Origin of the sequence: Bacillus sp. 5B6, assembly GCF_000259405.1 — a bacterium.
Taxonomy (GTDB): Bacteria; Bacillota; Bacilli; order Bacillales; family Bacillaceae; genus Bacillus; species Bacillus velezensis.
Window position 1 is genome coordinate 2,124,810 of record NZ_AJST01000001.1, and the last position, 23,394, is coordinate 2,148,203.

At 50.5% G+C, this 23,394-nt stretch carries 2 protein-coding genes; both read right to left on the minus strand.

Going from position 1 to position 23,394, the window contains the following annotated elements; all coding sequences use genetic code 11:
• Positions 1-5: 5 nt before the first annotated feature.
• Entirely contained in the window at positions 6-7,724 is a 7,719-nt protein-coding gene (locus tag MY7_RS09945) for an SDR family NAD(P)-dependent oxidoreductase (RefSeq protein WP_007612405.1), read from the minus strand.
• Positions 7,725-7,728: 4 nt separating this feature from the next.
• On the minus strand, positions 7,729-23,343 hold the full coding sequence (locus MY7_RS09950) for an SDR family NAD(P)-dependent oxidoreductase (protein WP_033897670.1): 15,615 nt from the start codon (positions 23,341-23,343) through the stop codon (positions 7,729-7,731).
• Positions 23,344-23,394: the final 51 nt, after the last annotated feature.

A 23,394-nucleotide genomic window follows, 5' to 3' on the forward strand; every position in this document is an offset into this window, starting at 1 on the left:
AAACGTCACGTTGTCACCTGCCAAAACGAGTCTGCAGGTGCAGTGCTTGTCTCTGCTTTTTTCTCATATTTCTTTAAAAGATCCGCAATGTCTGTTTTTTCATTACTTGTTTTTTCCGCTTCATTCTCCGTGCTGTTCCAGCCGCCCAAAAGGGGGTAGTGTTTTTTTCTGAATTCCGGCGGCTGAGGCGCCCGGTGATGTTCCCGCTGCCTTTCACCTCTGTATTCTTCAACGAGGATATGAGCATTTGTCCCGCCGTCAGGAAATGAACTCTGAGCTGCGACGCGGGGTTTCTTCTCTGAATGCCAATCAACGGGTTCACGATTAAAATGAATACGCGACGCTTCAAAGTCATAATGTTCAAATGGCTCACGCGCTGATAAGAAAGGCGGAATCCGCTTATGATAGACGCTCAGCACACATCGGATGAAGCCCGCAAGACCTGAAGACAGAAGCAGATGCCCTACATTCGGTTTCACCGATCCGATCCGGCAGGGCAGAAGCGTTTTCCGGTTCAGCTGATAGACATCTGAGAGCGCCTTGATTTCCACCGAATCAACGATTGGAGAACCGCCTCCGTTCACTTCTATATATCCAATGTCTTCGGGCGACTTTTCCGCCATGTCAAGCGCAGTTTGAATGGCGTCTCTCTGCGCTCTTATATTCGGTGAACCGGGACCGAGCGTCCGGCCGTCATTGTTTACCGAGACGGCTTTTATGACGCCGTAAATACGGTCTCCGTCCCGCACCGCATCGCTCAATCGTTTGATAAAAACCGCCCCCGCTCCTTCTCCGAGCACTTCTCCCGCTGATTCACGGTCGAATATATGAAACACGCCGTTCTCATTTAAAATATGGCGTGCTCCGAATAACCGGTGCGCGGACGGAGATAAGAGCAGACTCACCGAACCGACTAAGGCCGCGTCAATCCTTCCGGCCAAAAGGGCGTCTTTTGCAAAGGACAGCCCGATCAGCCCTGAGGAACATGCTGTATCCACGACAAGGCTCGGTCCTGTGACATTTAAAAATCGTGAAATGTTGGCCGCCAAATAGTTTTGCCCCGCCCCCAAAATCGGGTTAGGCGCCTGCAGGATATGTTCCATACCGGCTGAAGGCTGCGCCCTGCCGCCGATGTACACGCCGACTTTCCGGCCCGATAAATCCTTTTGGCCGTACCCGGCATCATAAACGGAATGAACCGCTTCTTCTAATATGATCCGCGCCTGCGGGTCCATAATTGCCGCGTCTTTTTCAGAGATGCCGAAAAATCCCGCATCAAACATGTCGATATCATCAATCCACCCCGCATAATCCTTTGCATTTGCTGTTGCATGCCAGCGCGATGCGGGGACAGGCCGAATGGCAGTGTTTCCTTTCATCAGCAGCTCCCAAAAAGCATCCGTTCCGCCCGCCCCCGGAAAACGGCAGGACATGCCGACGACGGCAATATCGTCTTCGGTATCCGCTTTCGGCTTCATGAATGTTCTCTCTTCAGCGGCGGCGGTTAAATCAGGCTGGACGTCCCTGTCTTGAACGAAACCATTTTCTTTTGTCACAAAATCGGCTTCATGATGCGCTGCGAAATAGTCAACCATTTCTGTAATCGTTTGATATTGAAGCATTAAGGACGGTGTTAACTTTATGCTGATCCGTTTTTGCAATGATTGAACCAATTCCGCAAAGAGTATTGAGTCAATCCCATATTCATCAAACGGCATATCATCTTTTATCTGCTCATCCGTCATTTTCAGTTCTTCACTGAAGACGGTGCGCACCCATTGACGAATCATATCCTTCACCTTTTGGTCACCGGCAGTGCTTTTTTTCACGGGAGCTTCAGATTTCTTCACCTTCAGAAGATCACCAAAATCAGCCTCACTGTCTTCTGGAACACAAGGAATTCCGCAGCTTTGTCCGTTTAAAATGATGTAATCTAAAAACTTCAGTCCGTCTTTGGCAGACAGCCTGGAAAGTCCTGATTTTTGATAAGCAGGTGTTTCCGGCAGGCCTTCAGCCATGCCGGTTTCTTTCCAGACGGGCCATTGAACGGCTTTAACAAACACGTTCCCTTTACCTGCTTGATGATTTGCAAAAGAGTCCATAAACGAATTAGCCATCGCGTAGTCACTTTGCCCCGCAGCAAGCGAAGGGATCAGACCCGAAACGGATGAGAACAAAATAAAAAACGACAGCGGCTCATTCTGAACAGCTTCATAGAGACAGCTAAGCCCTGTTACTTTCGGCGTGCAAACGCTTTTGATTTCAGTTTCGGTTTTGTTATAAAAAGCGGGGTGTTCTCCCATTGCACCCGCGCAATGAAAAACGCCGGTAATCGATCCCATCGTGCCGCGGATGCTGTCCATCATGTTCCGGAGCCCCTTTTGATCCGTAAGAGAAACGCTGTAATAGCGGATCTCCGCGCCCCGCTCGGCTAACCTCTGCATCCGCTCGGCTTTTTCCGGGAGAATGCCGTCCTTTTTCATGTCTGCCCACTCTGAGGAATCGGGAAGCGGCTCCCGCCCCATGATGACCAGTTTCCTGCATCCGCGTGAAACGGCATGCTCCGCCGCAATTGCGCCGATCCCGCGCGATCCGCCCGTTATTAACAGCACATCATCAGACGAATAGGAAAGCTCAGGCGCCGCCGAAACATTCACACCCTGCTTCAGAAACGGCACATAACGGCGATTCAGCCTGTAGCAGCATTCACTGACGCTTTTGGCCCGCGGCTGTAAAAATTCAGTCTCAATCTGTCTGCTTAATTCTTCTGTATGCTCAATCTCACAATCGCTATCTATCGTAACAGAATGAATGTTAGCATACTCAGCGCCCAGCATCCGGTACAGCCCCGCCGTTTTCGCCCCTTGCATCAGAGGTTTACTTTCCTTGAAAGGCTGAAGGCGGTGTGTCACTTGGCTGAACACAGCGCCGCTATGACGGAATGATTCAAGAGCCTGCTGTAAAAAGGCAAGCTTTCCGTGTTCTATCTCTTCCTGCCGTTCATATTCCGCGTCATATGCGGTTATGTCGACGACCCCGAGTATCTGTTTGTTTTGAAGAGACTCCCGCACTCTGCCGTAAAGGTTTCGCCCCGATGCGGCGGCGTAATAATCGGCGCCGTCTTTTGCCTGATGGATGAAGCAGATCGTTTCAATATGGCCGTTTCCTTTAAAAAGAGCATCGGCCAATCGGCTTGTCTTATCAGTTGCAAGTATCATTACTGTTCCTGGTAATGCTTCAGATTCCGCCGGATCTTGCTGCTTCCAGTCTTTTTGAAGAATGATCTTTTGGTTTTCCGCCGGTTCGTCTGTCTGTTTCCGGATATCCGCGGGCACAGGCACCCAATACCGCTCCTTCGCGAACGGATATACAGGAAGGCTGACCCGTTTCGGCTTCTCTCCTTCGTATAACAGGCTCCAGTCAACGGCGGCTCCTTTTGCCCACTCAGTGAGCAATCTGGAATATTGCTTGTTTTTCAGCAGCCCGGCCATTCCACTTGATGAAATATCATCTTGAGCACGTCCGCGGAAACATCCTTCAATTTCTGTTTTCCGTTCAAGCACATCCTTCAGTTTCGCTTGCAGGCCGCAAACGGATGTAACGATCAATGCCAGCCGTTCAGGCATCGCTTCTCTGCCAGCTTGAAGCGTGTAGGCTAGGTCTTTAAGGTTGACTTCTTTTTCCCGTAAAAAGCGGTCATACCGTTTGACATATTCTAATAGGCGTTCTTCATTTTTTGCCGAAAGCAGAAACAGAACCGGCTCGTCTTCCCGTATATTTACCGATTTCTTTTCAGCCTGCGGCGGCAGATATTCTTCTATGACAAAATGGGCATTGCTCCCGCTGGCGCCAAAAGAACTTAAACCCGCTCTTCTCGGCTGGTCAGAATGTGACGGCCGTTCCCATTCTTCCAGCCGGTCCGCCACATAAAACGGCGTGTCCGGAAACGGAATATGGGGATTCAGCGTGTCCGTGTGCAATGACGGAAAGATTTCTCCATGCTTCAGCTGCAAAAGCACCTTTGTTAATCCGGCGATCCCGGCGGCTCCTTCTAAATGGCCGATATTTGATTTGGCAGAGCCGATGGCGCAAAACCGCTTCTTGTTTGTCCATTTGCGGAATGCGCGGCTCAGCCCTTCAATTTCAATCGGATCACCCAGAGACGTGCCTGTTCCGTGGGCTTCAATATAGCTCAGTGTCTCCGGATCAATGCCGGCACTCTGAAAAGAATCTGTAATGACTTCCGCCTGTGATGCCGGATCAGGCACGGTCAAACCGGATGTTTTTCCGACATGGTTTAAAGCGGAGCCTTTTATGACGCCATATATCGGACAGCCCATTCTTTCCGCTCCTTGAACGGTTGTCAGTAACACCGCGCCGACGCCTTCTCCCGGCACATAACCGTCACCGCCCTCGGCGAAACTTTTGCAGACGCCTTCTGAAGACAGAAATCCGGCATTCGCCAAAAACGCATATTTATGCGGGTGTGTGACCGCATTCACACCGCCGGCAAGGGCAAATTCGCACTCCCCCCTTTTTATGCTTTCACATGCCAAATGTATGGATGTGAGCGAAGAAGAGCACATCGTATCAACAGCCATTGACGGCCCTGTAAAGTTCAGGCAGTGAGACACGATATTCGGAACAGAAGCAGGCGTCACGCCCATAGACAGCGGTGTGCCCCGCTGTGTAATTTCAGCGCCGAACAGCTCATAATGGCTCCAAAACACACCTGCGAATACCCCGACGCGTTTTCTCTTTTGTGAAGATGGCCCGCGCGCCGTTCTGTCCTGATAAAAACCGGCATCTTCACAAGCTTCCCAAGCCGTCTCTAAAAACAGCCGCGCCTGCGGGTCCATCATTTCAGCCTGGCGCGGAGTCAGATTGAAAAACAGCGGATCAAAGCTGTCTATGCGATCTAAAAATCCTCCGTAACGGTAGAACTGATCTGCTTCATATGAGAAAGGATAACCTTTCCATCTGTCCTTCGGCATTGTTGTGATGCAGTCTTTACCTGAGCGCAGATTTTGGTAAAATTCGTTGATGCTTCCCGCCTGCGGATATCTTCCCGCCAATCCGATTACCGCAATATCGTGCTCTTCTATGTGTCTCCCTTGTTTTCGGCTCCTTCTCTTGACAGCTGCATGGGATAATGAAGAGCGGTTTTTGTCTGCCATCGGAACCAATCGGGACATGCTTTCAGTTACAGCCGGCTCCTTCCCGTATAAAATAACGGATTGCAGCTTGCCGAGTCGCAGCATATATTCAAGTGAAGCCATCCCTTCCCCGGCCGGAAGCGGGCTGGTGCCGGTTGCATCATTCATGATCTCTTTCATCAAGCTGTCAACCTGCATGCCGCCATCTTCCCAAAGCGGCCAGTTGATCGTCATAGAAGCCCCGGTCCGTTCGCCTTTTTCCGCTTTGCAATCGCGATATTTCATATATTCATCCATAAAAGCGTTCGCTGCGGCATAATCTGTCTGGCCCGCATTTCCGGCCAACGCCGAGAATGAAGAAAATACGGCGAAAAATTCAAGCGGTTCATGCCGTGAAGCTTCGTCCGTATGAATCAGGCCGCTGATTTTCGGCAGGAACACCTGCTTCAAGTCAGAACTGTCTTTTTGGATGATAAATTGATCTTTTAAAACACCGGCGCAATGAAAAATGCCCGTCAGCCGGCCGAAGGTTTCTGTAATCTGAGCAAATGCCCGCTCTGTTTCGGCTTTATTGCCGATGTCCGCTTGAACGTAAAGAACTTCTGCGCCCAATGCTTTCAGTCTGCTGATCTTCTCAGACTGTTCCGGCGAACGGCCGATGAGTGCGAGCTTCACTTTTTCTTTTTCTGCAAGGTGACAAGCAAGCAGAAATCCAAGACCGCCGAGGCCTCCTGTAATGACATATACGCCGTTTTGTTTCCAAGGAGACTGTGTCTGCCCGTCCAGTTTCTCAATACGTTCGAACAATCTGATCTGCCGCATATTGTCTTTATACCGAATGTCTGTGCAGCCTGCATAAGAGCAGTCTGCTTCTGTTCTAATGATTGCGGCCGTCTCACTTGGCAATCTCTCATTCTTGTCACAGAAGGTGATCACCTGAGTGCGAAGATCCGGATTTTCCAGATGTGCCGTTTTCAGCATAGCCCCGAGAGCGGAAGACAATGCCGCTCCATTCTCAACGGCGCATACAAGCTGAATCAATGTATGTTCTTTCGGATGGTCTGTCAGTTCCCGTTTGAGCATACGAAATATGCGCTCGGCATCTGCTTCAAACTGCTCATCTGCATCCTCATGCTCCCTTTTCAGTTCTATCACTTCCGCTTCCGGGCAATATGTGCCGAGTTCACCGGTGAGACGGGGTCCTGCATCGGCAGCGATAATGAGATGACGGGTGTGTTTTTGCCCGTTCTGCACCGCCGTTTCCAGCGGCTGATCTTTCCAGGCGGGTTCAAAAAACAGAACCTCATCAGCGATGTCAGCATCTGATGTATGCCGTTCTTCGGCCGAATCTTTCAGCACACAGCCCGCTTCATTGATAAGGTAATCCGCAAGGCGGCGGACAGATGAATATTCAAAAAGCAGTGTCGGATAAAACTGCTGCTGAAAAGTCTGCTCTAATATCTTTACAAGCTTCAGCAAATGCGCCGAGTCAAGCCCCATATCATAAAAGCCTTTCCGCACATCAATATCCTGTGCCGGACGATTGATCAGCCTGGCGATTTCCGACTTTATGTAAGTCACCATGTTTTGTTCCGGCGTTTGCTGTTCAGGCACGTCTTCTGCGGCCACAGGACTTTCGGGCTCTCCACGGCCGCTTCTGTTCTGCTGAGGCGGCTTCTCTTTGTCTATCAGATGGGTAATCATATTCGCTTGTCTGACCCTTTTTACTGTCAGTTTCTCACATTCGGCCAATACGTTCCCTGCCCTGTCGTAAATCGTGAAGTCGGCCGAATAAACATCAGGTTCGCTGTCTGATACGCCGCTTCCAGTGCGGCTGTTTTTCGCAGAATAAGTGTAAATCGTTTTCGGAAACGGCTGATACATGCAAAAACGATTGATCATAAAAGGAATATAAGGTGTGTCATTTTGCTTTTGGGCCGACAATGCAAAGGAAGAGCCGGCAAGGGTGGACGCATCTAAAAAAGCCGGATGCGCCTTAAATTTCTCCCGGAACCCTTCAGCCAAATCACTCAGAGTGAGCTCCATTAATTCTTCTTTATCCTGAAGCTGATAAACGGCCCCTTCATTTTTCATAAACTCGCCATGTTCAATATGGCTTCTTCTTGCAATTCCGTAAATGTCATGCATGTCCCATTTTCGGCTTGCGTTTTTCATGAACGCTTCAATATTCAGTTCTTTTGCCCGGGGCGTGTCTTCTTGCAAATAAAGCTGGCATTCCATATTCTCATCCCGGTTTCCGCCAAGCGGTGTGCCGTTTTTTGCTTTTTCGCTCGTGATCTCAACTTTCCAGCTGTCACGCGCCGGCGTAAAGGTGACATACAGGTGTTTATCAAACTCTTCAGATGTTACAACAGGCTGCTTAAAAATAATCTGTCTTAATTCTATAGGCCGTTCACCGAGGTACCCGGCGGCGAGCCGATACAGCATATCTATTAAAGTCACGCCCGGGAGGACGCGGATTTGATGAACGCGATGATCCCGGACGATATAATTCGTATGGCTGATTTTCTGCAGGAACGTTTTGACTTGATCGGTGGCAACTGCCAATCTATCACACCTCGCTTATTTCAAACATTGCTTCTGTGCCCGCCTCATTTTCTTCCGCTTCGGGCAACTGTGCTTTTTCAGGCCAATACCGCTGTTTTCGGTATACTGTCTGGACGCCTTTCGGTTCCATGGTCGCTTTTCGCTCTTTCGGAATTCCTTCGTTGCTGACAATGATATGGGCGTTATTCCCGCCCAAACCGAACGCGCTGACCCCGGCCCTGAGTATCTCTTTTTTTCCGTCCCACCGCTTCAGCTCAAGCACAGGATAAAGCGGCGAATCATTAAATTGAAAGCGGGGGTTCGGTTTATGGCAATGCAAAGTCGGCGGCAATTCTTCATTGGCAATCGCCAGCAAAACTTTGATGATTCCCGCCGCGCCCGCCGCACTCAGCAAGTGGCCGATATTGCTTTTGACGCTTCCTACACCGCAAAATTGTTTTTCATCGGAATAAGCAGACAAGACATTGGTTAATCCCTTTAATTCAATCGGGTCGCCGATCAATGTACCGGTTCCGTGCGTCTCTACGTATGTCATGGTGTCCGGCTCGATTTCCGCTGATTGAACCGCCTGCTCAATCAAGTCCTGTTGCGCCCGGGGATTCGGCGTCGTCACGCCCATTGTGCTGCCGTCATTATTTATCGCAGAGCCGTCAATAACGCCGTATATTTTATCTTCGTCTTCTATCGCTTTTTCGAGCGGCTTCAGCATCAGCACACCGCAGCCCTCTCCGATTCCTGTTCCGTCCGCATCGGCATCGAAAGATTTTGAACGGCCGTTTGGCGATAAGATTCTCGCCGCGCTCATTGTGAGAAAAGGTTTTTCATCAAGCAAAATGTCAACCCCGCCCGCAAAGGCCGCTTCCGCTTCTCCATTTTGAATAGCCTGCACGGCCAAATGAATTGCCGTTAGCGAACTGGAGCAGGCCGTATCTACGACCAGGTTGGGCCCTGTAAAGTTATAAATGTGCGCCATATGTGCGGTAATAAAATTTTGTCCCGCGCCAATAATCGCGTCTTTTTGCAAATATTGAAATTTCTGATGAAACGCACCTGCCCTTGCACCGGCAAAAACGCCGATACGGCGGCCCCACAGATCCTCTTTTTGATAACCGGCATCGGCCAAAGCTTCCGCGCTCACTTCGAGCCACTGCCTTTGCAGCGGGTCTATCATCGGTGCCAGCGTTTCTGAAATATTAAAATACTCCGGGTCAAATTGATCAATATCGTGAATAAAACCGCCCCATTTACTGATGCTTTTTCCCTCTTGATATTCACCCGGCTGATAGTGTTCCCCGGCGTTCCATCTGTCCGGCGGAACTTCAGTGACGGCATCCGTTCCGCTGCGGAGATTCTTCCAAAATTCTTTTATATCCCCCGCTTTCGGAAAATGACAGGCCATGCCGATGATCGCAACCTTTCCCCGTTTCTCAGGCTTATCTGCCGTTTTTTTGCTCCGTTTCGGCGTCTTCTGCAAAGGGAACTTCTCCGCGGGAACCGCTGCATCTGCCGAAAAAGCTTCCGGACAATGTGCGGCTAAATAATCCGCGAGCTGTTCTATGGTAGGGTGTTCCAGAAGGACAGTCGGATCAATTGAAACGGACGGCAGTTTTTGATCAATCTTTGTCAGCACTTGTGCCAGAAAGATAGAATCCATTCCGTATTCCTGAAAAGGCACATCGATATCCATATGCGTTTCATCGATACTCAGCTCTTTTGCCAAAAGCGACCTCAGCCAAGATTGAATATCAATCCGGTTATGGTCCCGTTTTTTTGTTTCAGGAGGTTTGGAAGCTGTTCTCATTTCTTTATGGGCGGCTGGCTTGGCGTTTTCCAGCGCTTTGATGTCCCAATCATGTTTCACTTGTGCCGGCAGCACGACAGCTCCGGGTCTTTCTCTTAAAATGTAATCAAGCATCTTGAGACCTTCCGCGTCAGAATGCCGCAGCAATCCCGTTTGCTGATATATCCCGCTTTTTGTATCCCTGCTCATGCCCGTCTCATCCCATGCCGGCCATTGTATGCTGATGATGCCGCTCTCATTGTTTTCTGCAAAATAGTCCATATAAGAATTTGCCATCGCATAATCGCTCTGACCCGCCGCAAGAATCGGGACGGCTGCCGAGACAGATGAAAACAGGACGAAAAATGCCGGCGCATCATCCTTTACACTCTCATACAGACTGTGAAGGCCGTCTGCTTTCGGGGCGAGCACCCGGGCAATACTGTCTTTGGATTTGCGGAGAAAAGCAGGATTTTCACGGTCCGCAATTCCCGCGCAATGCAGAATGCCTCCGACAGGTCCGAGCGTTGAGGTTACCTCTTTTATAAGCCGTCCGACTGCCTGCTTATCCGTCAGATCAACTGCTGAGACGCACACTTCTACGCCTTGTGATTCCAGCTGCCGGATAAGCTGTATTTTTTCCGAAACGACAGGGTCTGTCTGCTCAAGATCCCACTCGGTTTTCGGCGGCAGCTCCTTTCTGCCTGTCAAAAGCAGTTTCTTCACACCGTATGCGGAAACGAAGTGCTTGGCGCATAAAGCGCCGAGTCCGCGCGTTCCTCCGGTTATCATCAGGACGGCGTCTTTTGGAAACACAGTCCGGTCTGTTTGCACGGCTTCTGGTTCAATCTGATCAGTCTGCCGAAGAACATAGCTGAAGCGCATGCCGTCCCTGCAGCAAACAGCAGATTCCGTTAAGTCTGATTCAATTTCTTGTTTAATAAAAGCGGCTGTCTGCTCCAGCGGCTCTTCAGGATCAATATCGGCGTGACAGGTGAGAATATGGCTGTATTCATGCCGCAGCATGCGATAAAGCCCCGCTTTTTCAATACCATGCATAGCGGCCGCCTTATTTTTGAAGGATTCAAGCCCTTTTGTAAGATAAAGCATTTTCATGTTTTCTTGTCCGCGGCCGTATTCAATCAGCTGCTGCAGCGATGCCACCCAGCTGATGTCCTGCCGCTTTTGTCGGGAGCCGCAGCCGGTGAAGTCAATAAACCCCGAATAGATGGCCGCATTCGGATCCTGTAAGAAAGAGATGAGCTGATTTTCCTGCACAATGTCAGCATCATTCAGCTGTTTTTTCACCTCGGCGGCAAGGTCTTTTGTATCCTCGGAGACGATGAGCGCTATTTTGCTGTTGAACGGCTCGGATGAAGACACTGCCTCGCACGGTTTCCATGTTTTTTGCAATAATAATGTTTTTTGATTCGAAAGCGGCAGCTGCTCCCGTTTCGGCACCCAATAGCGGTCTGCTCTGAACGGATAGGAGGGCAGGCTGATGCGGCGCGGCTTACTGTCCGTATACAGCTGCTCCCAATCCGTGTCAAATCCGTTTGCCCAGAGCCGCAGCACTTTCCTGTATTTCTTTTTCTCAAGCCAGGCGCTGACGAGGTCAGCAGCGTCTTCATCGTCTGAGAACATGGAGATCGTGTTATTCTCGCGTTTTTTACGGCCGCTGATGATATCTTCGCTGTTTTTTCCCAACAGAAACGCGTTCAGTTTTTCAGTCAGTTCCTCTGCGGAGCCTGCGATGATTCCCAGCCTCGCTTCCATCGCATCCCGTCCGGTCTGCAGTGTGTATGCGGCATCTGCAAGATCGATATGGCGGGATGATCCGTTTTGGATAAAATCGCGAAGGAGACGCGCTCTTTCTTTCAGCCGCTCTTCATTTTTAGCCGACAAAACAAAAAGAGATGACGCTTTCTCAGGGGTTTCCTGCTGTTCCGTCTCACTTTTGCCCATGTATTCTTCAATAACGATATGCGCATTGACACCTCCGAAACCGAATGAGCTTACACCCGCCCGGCGGGGCAGGACCCGGCCGTTTTCATCACGCAGCGCTTCCCACTCCTTTGTTTCTGTCACAATGTAAAACGGGCTGTCCTTCAATTTGATATGGGGATTGATGTTCTCGCAATACAGACTTTTGGCGAGCGTCCGATGTTTCAGCTGCATCAATACTTTGATAACGCCCGCAATACCTGCTGCGAGCTCCAAATGTCCGATATTTGTCTTCACTGAGCCTATCCCGCAATATCCGCCCGGAGCCCCGTCTGTTTGGAAAGCTTTTTTCAATGCATTGATTTCAATCGGATCGCCGAGTGCCGTCCCTGTTCCGTGCGCTTCTATATAAGTGATGGTTGACGGGTGAATACCGGCTTTTTGATAAGCGCTTTTCAGCACATCCGTCTGAGCCTGCGGATTCGGCGCGGTAAGTGACGCTGAGCGTCCGCCGTGATTTTCCGCTGTACCGCGGATGAGGCCGTAGATGTGATCCCTGTCACGCTCAGCCTCTGAAAGCTTTTTCAAGACAATCATGCCGGCACCTTCTCCTCTGACATAACCGTCAGCCTGATCGGAAAATGTTTTGCAGCGCCCGTCTTCACTGAGCATGCCTGCTTTTTGAAAACCGATATGCCCTTCAGGCGTGACGATCGTGTTGACGCCCCCTGCGACCGCCATATCACAATCTCCCGTTTCAATGGCTTTTACCGCGCGGTGAATGGCGACTAAAGAGCTTGAACAAGCGGTTTCTACCGGCTCGCTCGGCCCGTGGATATCAAGAAAATAACTCATCCGGTTCGGCCCGACGGACGGCACGATTCCGGTCATCGTATACCCCTCGACAGGAAGACCCGCCTTATTGATTAAGGTTTGATATCCGCTTCCCAATGTGCCGGTGAAAATGCCGGTTTTTGTTCCGGCAATCCGTTTTGCTGAGTACCCCGCGTCTTCAATGGCTTTCCACACATACATCATTAATAGACGCTGCTGAGGATCCATCATTTCAGCTTCTTTCGGAGATATCCCGAAAAACAGCGGGTCAAACCCGGCGATTCCATCTATAAAACCGCCCCATTTAATTGACGTTTTATTTGCATCCGCTGCCGGATCGCCGTAATATTCGCGCCAATCCCAGCGATCTCGGGGAATTTCTGTGATGCAATGCTCCCCTTTTTGTAAACGTGTCCAGAATTCATCTATGTCTTTCGCCTGCGGAAAAATACCGCTGATTCCGATAATGGCTATCGGTTCGGTTTTTTCTTCTGATTTTCCTTTTACGGATACGGGCGTTTCCCGCTTGACATGAACGGCCGCCGGAGTTTCAGCTTTTCTTTTCCCGGCTTTTGGAGCGGTTTTTAAACTCTCTCTTTCTAAGCCGCTGAATGCTTCTTTCCATTCAGATATCAAATGGCCGCTCAGTTTGCGCAATGTCGGAAATTCAAAGAAGATAGTCGGGCTGAGCTCAAGCTGATAAGACCGATTTAATAGATTTGTAAATTCAGTGAAAATGATCGAATCAAATCCGTATTCCGTCAGTTCGCTGTCAGCCTCAATATCTTTCATGCTTACCTTTAAAAGATCTGATACATGCCGCTTTAGTTTCTCTTGAACCCGATCTTTCAGATCTCTTGCATCTGTCTCTGCAGGAGCTTTTCCGGCGGCGCTTTGTTCTTCGCCCAGATCGAAAATATGGCTGCGGATCCGTTTTTCGTCGCCTTCTGCCACCATGACCTGGTGTTCTCCGGAGGCAAAAGCGGCGTACAGCGCCTGGATGCCTGAGGCCGATCGCATGGCTTTCATTCCGGTCTGTTCATACATCAGTCGTTCGGTCTCTTTGTCCACACGCATACCGCCCTCTTCCCAAAGCGGCCAGTTGACGGACAGGGTCTGCCCGCTCCGCTCGTTGTCCCGCACGAGACGGTTCCGGCGGGCTGCATAAACATCCAAAAATGCGTTGGCTGCCGCATAACCGGCCTGCCCCGGATTTCCCATGCCTCCCGCCAAGGAAGAAAACAGAATGAAAAAGTCCAGCCGCACATCTTTCGCTGCTTCATCAAGATTGATAAGCCCTTTCACTTTCGGCGCCATGACGGCCTTCCGTTCGTTTTCTGTCTGGTTCAGAATGTAGTTGTCAGCGATCACGCCTGCGCCGTGAATGATCCCGTCGAGTGTTCCGTGCTCCTCCTGTATGCCGCGGACGAGGGCGATGACCGCCGCCCTGTCTGTCACGTCAACCGGTTGATAAAATACGCGGGCACCCGACGCTTCCAAGCGCCGTAAGCGGGCGGAGCGCTCTTCATCAAGCACTTCTGCCCTCCCCGTTAAAACGAGGACGGCGTTTTTGACGCGGGAGGCTATTTCTTCAGCGAAAATCAGGCCGATGCCGCCCGCTCCCCCGGTGAGGAGGTAGACCCCTTCGTCTTTCCACGGAACGGCGCCGCTTTGAGGCGCCGGCAGATGACGCCAGTTTCTGACGAGACGTTTGCCGTCTTCATAACGGATTTCCGCTTGTTCAGGATGCGCCCGGTTTTCTTTCAGCTTGGCAAGAAGCGCTGATGCTGACTCGTCCGGATCGGCTTGGATGACTTGGCCGTACAGCTTCGGATGTTCAAGGTGAGCCGTTTTCAGAAAAGCGGCCAGCCCCGCCAATACATTGTCTTCCCCCCTGTCGGGGACAAGAAGCTGGATCAGCGTTTTTTTCTTCTGTTTTTCTTTGATAAGACGCGTGACGATCGCTGACAGCGCCGCCGCGCAGGCGTCATAACGGTCTTCAATCGGACCTTCGCCGTCAGCCGCACATACGGCGCCGCTTATGTCCTCAGCGTTCATTCCGCCATACAGCGTCACGTATCTGAAAGACTCTTCTTGTCCGCCGCCTTCACCCGGCGGTGATTCCTGCCACTTTGGCTGAAGCAAGAGCGGTTTTCCCTCCGTTTCCTCTTCCAGAAAACGGGCGGTGAGCCCCGTCAATCGGACACATACCGCACCGTTTTCATCACACAGCTCAATATGATAGGCGCCGTCCGCTGAGGAAAGCACCGCCCACATCGTCTCACGGCACGCAGAAAACACCTGCATATCCTGGAGGGCAAACGGCAGAAACGGCCGTCCGGACGCGGAACCGTCTGAGAGCACGAGGCCGATAGAAGCCTGAAGGGCGGCGTCCAGCATGCTCGGATGCAGGATGAACGGCTCCTTTTCCTCGCGGGCGGACGGCGGGAGAATGAGCTTTGCGAGCACTTCTCCGCTTCCGGCATAGACGGCGTCAAGCGCCTGATGAGACGGTCCGTAGGTGATGCCGAGGCTGTCGAACGCTTCATAGCACTCAGCCTTTGACATGCGCCGACCGCCGCAGCGCGCCTGAACCGCTTCCACATCGAGTACAGGAGCACGCTCCGTCTCTTCGAGCACGGCCTTTCCCTGGAAAAAGACAAGCGGCTCTTCCCCTTCGGCATACGCTTCAAAAGCGATGTCTCCGTTTTCTTCCGGCTGAAGCTTTACATGAAGCGCCACTCCTTCAGAAAGCGCCGTCACCGGCCGGAGCCAAACGATCTGTTTGAGCCGGACACCCGTTTTCCCGCCGGGCAAGTCTTCAGCAGCCAGCGTAACGGCGGCCCGGGCCATTTCTAAAGCAGCCGCGCCCGGAAGCACCGGTTTTCCATTGACGATATGATCCGCAAAAAACGGTTCATGCCCTGAAAAAACAGAAGTAAAACGCTGGGCGGTAAAGGTCGATGTATTCGCGTGGAGCAGCGGGTGAAGCTTTTCACGTTCAGCTGAATTCCGGCTTCCAAGCTCTCTCTGAAGACGATCGGATGCCCAATACGTCTGCCTGGCAAACGGGTAGCCCGGCAGATTGCCGATTCGCGGCAAAGGTCCGCCATAAAGCAAGTCCCCTTCGATTTCATAACCTTGACAATAAAAATCTGCCAGCACGCATAACAGCTCCTGATACTTTCTATGGTCAGAATATGAGGCGCTGCACTTGCCGAGCACTTCTATTATGTGCTCCTGAATATGCTGACGGCCTGCAAAGTGCTGCGGTACTTTTCCCGAAAACACATAAGGATGATGTTCATTAAGCTTTGCCTGCTTCCATACATACACTGCGTCATCAGCATCTTGCACTACGATGGCGGCGCGATGGTTAAAGTGATGCCGTCCTTTTAACAACGTATAGCTGAGCTGGGCCAGATCATTTTCTTTCAGCCCGCCATTTTCCGCCCAAGTGATCATATCTTCGATTTTTTCCTGAAGGGCCTCCTTTGTTTTTGCTGATAAAGTCAATAAATATGCAGGGGCATCCGGATGAGGTGAAGCGCTGCGCTTATAGCTTTCCATAACGACATGGGCATTTGTTCCGCTCATCCCGAATGCGCTGACTGCCCCCATTCGGTTTTTACCCGGCAGAGAAGGCCACGCTTTACCCGTTTTATTCACATAAAAAGGACTCTTCTCCCAGTTGATATAGCGGTTTTCCCCGCTGCAATGCAGACTGGCGGGAATCATTTCACGGGAGAACGCCTGTAAAAGACTGATCAGACTGACAATGCCTGATGCGGCAAACGTGTGGCCGATATTGGTTTTAATTGATGTGAGCGCGCAAAATGCTTCTTCGTTTGTATAGGCAGAAAATGCATCATAAAGCGCGTTAATTTCCACCGGATCACCGAGTTTTGTACCTGTGCCGTGTGTGACGATATATTCGATATCTTCAGGGTTGATACGGCCCCGGCCATAAACGGAAGTAAGCAGCCGGGTCTGCGCGACGCCGCTCGGAGCGGTAATTCCGTTTGTTTTCCCATCATAATTGATGCCGCTCGCCCGAATCACCCCGTAAATCGGATCACCATCCGCTTCCGCCTCTCTCAGCGGCTTCAGAACAACCGCCGCGGCCGCTTCCCCCGGAACCATGCCGTCAGCCCTTTTATCAAACGCGAAGCATTTCCCGTTTTCCGACAGCATTCCCGCTTTATCTATCGTTTCAAAAAAGTCCGGGGTATTCATGATATTCACCCCGGCCGCAACAGCTGTTGTGCACTCTTTATTCTGCAGGCTTAATACCGCCTGATGGACAGAAACGAGTCCCGAAGAACATGCTGTATTTATCGCCATCACAGGACCTGATAAATTCAAGTGATAAGCCAGCCGCGCCGCCAAAATACCGTTATGATGAGACGTGACATTGCCTTTGTCCCGTGTTAAAAGGTGATAATCTCCTTCTTCCGCCCCCACAAACATACCGATCGTCTGCTGCCTGATGTGACCGGCGCCGTAGCCGGCGTCCTCAAGGGCCCTCCACGCTTCCTGAAGAAGCAGCCGCTGTTTCGGATCCATCGTTTCAGCTTCCCTCGGCGATATTTCAAAAAATAAAGGGTCGAATTCGTCCGCCCCCGGTAAAGCGCCGAGTTTCCATTTTGAACTTGTGAAGCCTTTTTTTGCGACCGGTGCGACAACGTCCTTTTCCTGAAACAGAATGTCCCACAGCTCGTCCGCCGTGCGCGCCTGAGGAAATCGGCCGCTCATGCCAATAATGGCAATGGAATCAGCTGCCTGACTGCCCTCGGTTCCGGCGTTCAGCTTATTTCTTCCCCTCTGCTTCTTTCGCTTTTCCGTTCCTGCCTTTTCAAAGACAGATTGATCTGCGGATTCAAGTTTCTTTTCTTCATAGACATGCTCCATGACGGACTTGTGTTCCGTCAGAAAATAGCGGACGACCTTCTCCAGTGTGGAATGTCCGAAAAACAGGGCCGGTGTCACTTCAATTCCGTAATGAGCGGACAAAGAAGAGGCGAATTCCGCCAAACTGATAGAATCAAAGCCGAAATCAGCCAGATTGTCAGCGTCCGTCAGTCTGTTCTTGTCTATTTTCAAAAGCCCCGCCGCCAGTTCTTTCACATCCCAGCTTACGCATTCTTCCAGTGTAAAGCCTTTCATTTCACTCCGCCTTCCTGAAAACGGGACGTTCCTGTTTACAGAACCCGAAATCGGCCGTTCGCCTTGATCTATCTGCAGGAAGCGTTTGGCCCTCGACGGAAAACCGGCCAGGACGAGATACTGGCTGGACGGCTGGACTAATAATGTCTCAAAAGCTTCGAGTCCTTCCTCTGTGTATAAATAACGCTGTCCGCTTGATTTTAAATACATATCGGTGCTTTCTGCCGTGCCGACATGCATCCCCCCTTCTTTCCAAAGCGGCCAATTGATTGCAAGTGACTTGCCGCTTCTGAGTCCGAGGCTCACAAGTTTATCCCGGTGACGGACAAAAGCCATTTGGAAGCGGTTCCCCATCGCATAGTCACAAGAACCGAAGTCTCCTAAAATCGCTGAAGAAGAAGAGAAACAACAGAAGAAGTCAAGCGGCTCCCGTGACAGAACCTGATCTAACACTGCGGTGCCGTCCGCTTTTGGCGATAAGACTTGCTGAAAGGTTTGCAGATCTTTCTCCAGAATGCTTTCAGTGCCTTGAAGACCTGCAGCGTGAATGACACCGTGAATCGGCCCGCATCCTTTCTCTTTCGCTTCTTGCAAACCTTTCTCCATCTGAGCCTGATCTGCGGCATCCGCCTGCACGTAAAACACCTTGGCGCCTGATTCTTCCAATCTCTTTATCTTGTTCAGCACCGGGCCGCCTGCCGCTGATCTCCCCGTCAAAATGAGCGTAACCGGTCCTTTTCCAGCGAAATATCCGGCAAATAACAAGCCTAATCCTCCGCATCCGCCGGTAATCAAGTACGTTTTCCCGCTTTTTATCACACGCTTCTCAACAGGGGCAATATCCGTCTGCTTCATTTCCATGACGTGACGAATTTCCCCACTGTACATGACACTGCGGAACGACTCGCTGTGAAGTTCTTCACATACGTTATGAATCAGTTTTTCTAACGGTCCTTTTTGTCCAAAATAAACCGCGGCCGTATCCGTCTCCGGCAAGATCAGTTTCAGCGACCGTTCCAGCCCGATCCATGACTCGGCGTAACTGATATCGGTATCGGTCCCGCACTGAGCGGAAAGAAGGATTCGCCTCGGTTTAAAATGCAAAGAAGCAGCTGCGCGGATCACATGATACAGAATGGAATAGTCTTTCACGACCTTTTTATCTTCAAGCGGCCATCCATATAAAACGGCATCCGCTTTGCCTGCAGCCGTTTCAATATGCCGAAACGTTTCTTGATATGCTTGTCCGTCAGTGATTTTAATTTGATAATGCGTGTTTGAAAGCTTTTGAGTTTCCTCACCCTGTGAAATAAAAAACACGCCGGCTCCCGGATAAAGGGATTGTAAAGACTGATAAGCATGCTTTCTGGCAGCTTCTCCCGTAAGAAAACAGATGACCGTTTTCAGCTCTTCATGAATGGATTTCTTCAGAGGCTGCTGCGTCCACATTTCTTCAAATATCATCATCTCGGATTGTTCCTCTTGCCCGTGATCCTGCTGAGACCGCTGTCTCATTCTTATCCCTTTGATTTCTGCGCAGACAATGCCGGTTTCGTCACAAAATTGAATGTCACAGCCGGTTTGATTCTTTTTATTAATATACATCCACATGCCGGATGAGCACGGACGCATGACGCGCAGTTCTTCAACCGCTTCAGGCACGATATGGACTGACGGCTCCGTTTTTGCCAGGACATGAAAAGCTGCGTCAACAAATTTCGGCGGCAGATGATATCCCGGATTACAGCCGCTTTCATCTATAAGAGCAAGCTTCGCCCAAACCGCATTTTCTCCCGCATAAAGCTTTTCAACGGTGCGGAACTCCTTACTGATCGTTACACCTGACGTGCCTGGTGTTTCATAATCGAATGACAGCGGGCGGCAGTCTTTTTGTAAGGAGGCAATATCCAGCACGCGGGATGGCTGTATGTTCCCTTGTCCGATGATTCCATAATGATGCAGCTTCTCTTCGTCACTGTATATTTCATAATGGATGCCTTCCTCGTCTTCAGACAGAAGGGAGAGATTGACGCCCGCACCGTGATGTCCGCTGGTAATCGGGTTAGTCCATGCCGCCGTTCGGATCCATATCTCTTTTTCTTCAGAGCTGTCTGCCGCATGATGATAAGCCGCAAGCGCCATTTCTAAATAAACGGCTGCCGACAGAACCCGCTCCCCTCTCACATTCTGGAAAACGTGTTCCCGGCCTGTAAAAGATGTATGATAGCTTTGCTCCGCCAAGGTTGATGTATTTTCATGCAGGAAAGGATGCACATATTCAGTTGTTCCTGTTTTTGGTTCTTCCCGCTTCATCCAGTAGCTTTCTTTTGCAAATGGATAAGACGGCAGACTGATACGATGCGGCAGCGCCCCTTTATATAAAGATGGCCAATCGACGGGCATCCCGTGAACCCAGGCATTCAAAAGACTGTCAAATTGACGTTTTTCCGTCCAATCACTGACTGTGCCTTCCGTCTCCGTGACAGCACTATCACCCCGGCCTGTAAACACCCCGCTTACAGAACGAGCATTATTCAGAAAAGCAGTCAGCTTCTGTTCCAATTCAGAAACAGAGTCCGCTGCCATCGCCAGCCGTTCTTCCATCGGGACCCTGCCGACTTGAAGGGTAAATGCCGCGTCAAGCAGGTTCGCATCTGTAATTGTTCCGTTTCCGGCGGCATCCGCCAGCAACAGAGCCCGCTCGCGCAAGCGGTCTTTATCTTTTGCCGATAAAACAAAAAGCGCCGGACGGCCGGTGTCTGCCGAACTCATTTCAGCCGGTTCATACTCTTCTATCAGCAGGTGGGCATTTGCACCGCCCGCTCCGAAAGAAGATGTACCCGCGATTCTCGGATATTCCCGTGTTACTCCTTCAGATTCTATGACCGGCCGTCTCCATTCCGCCGTTTTCTGCTGCACGATAAAAGGAGAAGTTTCAAAATCAATTTCCGGGTTCAGCTGCTTTGAATGCAGCGACGGCACCAGATATCCGTGTTTCATCTGAAGAAGAATTTTGGTGACCGCAGCAATGCCCGCCGCACTTTCCAGGTGTCCGATATTGGATTTAACAGAACCGATGGAACAAAATTGCTTTGCATCCGTATAGCGTCGGAAAGCCTTGGTTAACCCTGCGATTTCAATCGGATCTCCCAAGGAAGTGCCGGTGCCGTGGGCTTCCAGATAGCTGATTGCTCTTGGATCAATCCCTGCCCGCTCCATCGCCTCTGCGATCACTTCTCCTTGTGCATTCGGATTCGGAACGGTGAACCCGTTCGTTTTGCCGCCGGCGTTCAGAGCGCTTCCTTTAATGACACCGTATATATGATCATGATCTTCAACAGCCTTCTTCAACGGCTTTAACACGATACAGCCTACGCCCTCTCCGTCAACAAACCCGTCAGCCTTATCACCGAACGCTTTGCACGCGTTTGACGGTGACAGCATTCTCATAGAAGAAAGTCCGATATAATGAACCGGATCTGTAATCAGGTTTACGCCGCCGGCAATCGCGCATTCAGATGCACCTGTTCTGATGCTTTCTGCGGCGAGATGAATGGCGGTTAAGGATGAGGAGCATGCGGTATCGACCGCGATGCTCGGACCGTGAAAATCAAACACATAGGATACGCGGTTCGGGATAAAGTGGTAGTGGGCCCCTGTCGGATAGTTGCCGTTCATGACACCCGCAAAGACACCAACCTTTTTACCTGCGCATAGTGAATCAGGGGTATATCCGGCATCCTCAAGGGCCGCATAAGCGGTTTCCAGAAACAGTCTCTCCTGTGGGTCCATGCGCTCCGCTTCTTTCGGGGAGATTTTAAAAAACAGCGGATCAAATTTATCAATATCTGTTAAAAAGCCGCCCCACTTTGTATACATCCGGCCTTCCTTACCTTTTGTCTCATCATAGTAGTCCCGCCAATCCCAGCGGTTTTTCGGAATTTCGGTGATTCCGTGTTCACCGGTCTTTAACCGTTCCCAGAACTCATTAACATTTTCAGCTCCGGGATACCGTCCGGCAAGACCGACAATTGCCACTTCAAGGTGTTTTGACGGCGGTTCGGAAGCGGGCGGCGCTTTTTCAGAAAAAGATGCCGCTTGGCGCTTCGTCAATCCGGCGCTTTTTTTGCGGCTTTGCTTTTTCTGTAATGTGTGCGGCGCCTTTTCGGCTTCTTTATTTGTCTTGAAAATCCCAGCCATATCATCCTGTCTTGAGCTGACGAGATATTCCGCTAATCCGCCGATTGTCGGATACTCGAAGAACAAAGTGCTGCTTATATCAGGGACGTCTTCCCGCACGCGGTTGGTCAGCTGTACGATTAAGATGGAATCGATCCCGTATTCTTCAAGGGGCGTATGGACTTGAACGTCCTCAATCGGCATCTTTAAGATGGCGCTGACGATCTGTTTCAGATACTCTGTGCTTTTTTCAAGCAAAGAGCCGGATGATGCCGCTTCAGTATGACGGACTTCTTCAGAAAATCGCGCATGCAGTTCGCGCTCCTTCGTTTCAGCCAAGTATGCGGCAAGCTCTTCTATCGTCCGGTATTCAAAAAACAGCGTGCTGCTGATATCAGGGACGAGATCCCGCAGCTCATTCGTCAGCTGAACGATCAGAATAGAGTCAATGCCGTATTCATCCAGAGGAGCCAGCGGATTTATCTCTTCTGCCGGCATTTTTAATACTTTTGCCGCAGCCCTTATCAGAAAAGCCGCTGTCTTTTCCGAAAGCCCCTCTCCCGCTTGTTTGATGGGGAGCTGACGATCAGAGGATGTTTGCGGTACGTTTGATTGGCGCTTTTGCGCGGTGTAAGCTTCCCTGCTCTGCCTGATGACTCCGTTGCTTTTCGCCGTGATAATCTGCTGGGTGTGCAGACGTTCGTTTTCAGCCGGAAATTGAATGGAATGAAAACCTTCAGCCATGAAAACGGATTTCCATGTTTCCGGATAAAGACCGGGGCACCCCGGAATCCGCAGCGCCTCGTCTTCGTACAGCCACCAGCCCTCTAATAAGCCGAATGTAACATGTGTAAACGGCGTATGCCCGCCCAGTTCATTAACAAGCAGCAAACCGTCCTTTTTCAATACGGCTTTTGCCGTCCGTAATGTTTTCCGGATATTTTTGGTGGCATGCAGCACGTTTGCGGCAATAGCGATATCGTAGGTTCTCAGATGTAATCCCTGGCCCGCCGCAGGCTGCTCCACATTAAACAGCTGATACGTCAAATACGGATTGTCCGCGCCGTATTCCTTTTCGGCATGCATTAAAAAAGCTTTTGACAAGTCGGTATAACAGTATTCCTGAATATGGTTTTGATAGGGGCGGAGCTTTTTAAACAGTGTGCTGCTCGTTCCGCCGGTGCCCGCTCCGATCTCCAGCAGACGGATGTTTGCATCAGGATTGTTTTTCATTACATTTTCCACATAAATACACGCTTCATTTGCCAGCACATCGTTGTAATAATCAGCGAGAATGTTATGCTTATAGATTCCTTCAACAAGCTCCATTGAAGAATCGGGAAACATCACGTCAGTGGCTTTTATTTTGCCTGTTAAAATGTCAGGCAAAGCTTGAATGACGGTATCCGCCAGCAGAGCCTGCGCTTTCATATCCGGATCTTTCAGCCATTCGTTTTTCTTCTTATGCCACTCTTCCCAAACCGCGGCCGTTTCACCGCTTTTAAAATCGCTGTCTAAAAGACGGATGCTTTCTTCCAGCCAGCGCTCATATAAAGGCAGACAGGAAGCCGCCGGCGCTTCGCCGGTCAGACCCATTGAACGCAGCGTCACCCGCAGTACTTGCAGCAAAAGCCGATTCAATTCTTTCATTTGATTGCTTATTTCTGTTCTTAAGGATAACTGTGTACGGTCTTTTTGTTTGTCTCCCTTACCCAAAACCTTATCCTCCTAAGAAAATTAAATTTGCTCCGTCATTTTGACAGGCAA